Here is a 2744-nt window from a genome sequence, read left to right as displayed (position 1 = left end):
TAATAATAGTTTATAGTATGTAGAGAGAGGGTTCTTATGAAACGCATGTGTAAAGCGAAATTATCCTTAGCAATTGCCTTGACGATTGCTAGCTCTGTAGGTCAGTATGCAATGGCGGGGAGTACATTAGTTACTTCACCTACTGGGGCACATATTACTGCAAATAACGGTGGGAAGTTTACGGCTGGTGCAATGACAAACAAGGTATCTACGATTGAGGCAGATACTGGTAGTACAGTTACTATTGATAGAGCAGAGGCTAATATTGGCTATAATGATAAGCCTTTTATTAGCAGTAAAGGTGGCAGTACTGTTACTCTTAAGGAAGGCGTTTATGATGTTCATACTGCGAGCACTCCTATTGCAGTAGCTCAAGGTGGTACTGTTAATATTGGTGTAGACGGTAATACAGGCAATTTTATCGGCAAGGACTTATCTTTAGTAGGTGATGTTATTGTTAAAAGTGATCCAAATCATGCGTCTGAGATTAATATTGGTATTGATGGTAAATTGTCACTATGGGACGGTTTAGCATTTAATTTAGCAGATAAAGATGCTAAACATCCAAGCCATATTAATGTATTTCTTGGCGATTATGGTTATTGGGATCATTTCTACCAAGCTGGTTTGCATGAAGGAAATTTAAGTGGTAGTACGCAACCTAGCCATGTACATAGACTTGTAGGCTCCAAGAATCGTAACTATGCGAATGCAGTAATTCAACATGAGTACAATGAAATTAATATCGATAAGTTAGAAGGTCATGTAAACTTCTTTTACGATATAAATGATGAGTATGGCGCTCCAGAAGATCCAGCAGATGCAGCATCAAGAAAAATCTATAATGGTTTAACGCCAGAGTCCTTCTGGAGTGGAGATATTCATATTACAAGTGCAGCACCTAATGCATATGCCCATGTATTCTCTAGTCAAAAAGGGCTTGATCTATCCTCTGAGGAGAATGTAAATAAAATTTTAGATAACTTGGCTCACAAGATCTACTATCATAACTATGTCAATGGTGAAAGAAACCTTCAAGGCACTGTAGGCATTGCTTCTAATGGTGCTGAGTCTGCACGCTTTAAGGTGTTGACTGAAGGTTATGCTAAGGAAGGCGCTATTACTTGGCAAGCAGATAAAAATGGTCAAGGTAAATACGTATATGGTGACAATAAACCAGCTCCGAAACCTCAACCTGAGCCAGAGGTAAAACCAACTCCAAAACCTGAGCCTAAGCCTCAACCTAAGCCAACTCCAAAACCAGAAGTAAAACCAGATCCAGCTCCAAAGCCTGAGAACAACGGTCATATTCATGTTGTGTTAGGTGATTTTGATACACCTCATATGCGCGGCGCTCGTTCTGCCGTTATGAGTAATATCAATGGTTGGAGAACATTGACAGATAATATGTATCGTCCACGCGTATTGCAACAAGGCGAACCAACAGGTATTTGGGCTCGTGTTGGAGGTGGTAAATACAGCTTCAATGCAAAAGGTATCGACACAGATACTACATATACACGCATTCAAGGTGGTTACGATGCTAAAACTAGCAGCGGTTGGACTGTAGGTGGCCAAGTTTCTTACCTTCGTGGTAATGATGACTACGTATTTAACGGTACTGGCAAGGAAAAAGCCTTTGCGGTTGGTGCGTATGGTTTAAAAGATCTTGGTAACAACCAATACATCCACATCGAGTCCCAAGTAGGTCGTGCTTCTGACGACTTCACTGTTCGTAATGAAATTGGTGAAAGACTTTCTGGCGAGACTAAAGCGAATGTATACTCTATCGGTGCACGCTATGGTAAAACTGTGAAGCTTTCAAATGGTACATACATTGAACCACAAGCACAATTGAGCTACACTCACTTCGGTGGCGATAGCTTCAATGCTGGCAGCATGCATGTAGAACAATCTGGTGTGAGCAGCACCGCAGGTGGGCTTGGCCTTGAAATCGGTAAAAACTTCGGCGCAGGTAACATCTATACTCGCGTTGGCGTAAACCATGCCTTCTCTGGTACAGTAAAAACTACTTACACAAGTGGTGCTACTACTAAATACACATCCGAAGACATTAAAGGTACTTGGACAGATCTCGCATTTGGTGGTCGCTATGGCTTCAATGCAAATAACAGCATCTTCGCTGATATTAGTACAGGTCTATCTGGCGACTATAAAGCTGGTTGGTCTGTAAATGCAGGATTTACACATAAATTCTAATATAATAGTTTCTATATAAATGTATATGGTGATAAGTACTATATAAATATATAGCACTCATAAAATAAAATGCCCCACGTATTGGATTTAACAATCTTATACGTGGGGCCTTTATAATATATTTCGTATATTTCTATAAATAGATTCTTATTGATTCGCTTATATGTTCGCCATATAATTGACTTAGGATAGTCAAACGAGGTTGGGACAAAAAGACAAATAGCCCTTCGTTACCAATAACTCGATAACTGAAAGGCCATTTCATCATGTTTTTAATCCTTTTGAGATGAGCCCGACGGAACCACTCGTTTGGCTATCTGTTTATATTATAGATATAATCATATATATCGTCAAATTACGATGAACAACACTATAGATTTTAATAAATTTGAATTAGTATAGTCAGTGATTTAGTTACTGCCTTTTTGTGTTCTCGTTTTATAACTCAAATATTAATGTTTTAAATAATTTTAAATAAAAAGCATAGAATTCATTTACAATTCACAAAAAATGGTGTAATATTT

General features: G+C 38.6%; 1 protein-coding gene. It reads left to right on the top strand.

What is annotated here, in order from left to right:
* The first annotated feature begins 36 nt into the window (after window positions 1–36).
* Window positions 37–2220 (top strand): autotransporter outer membrane beta-barrel domain-containing protein, encoded by a 2184-nt coding sequence (locus tag QZ548_RS08870; protein ID WP_295869791.1) that lies wholly within the window; start codon window positions 37–39, stop codon window positions 2218–2220.
* Window positions 2221–2744 lie beyond the last annotated feature (524 nt).

Origin of the sequence: uncultured Veillonella sp., from assembly GCF_915069625.1 — a bacterium.
Lineage (GTDB): Bacteria > Bacillota > Negativicutes > Veillonellales > Veillonellaceae > Veillonella.
The sequence above is the reverse complement of the archived record's forward strand: the minus strand, read 5'-3'. Positions and strand labels throughout refer to the sequence as shown.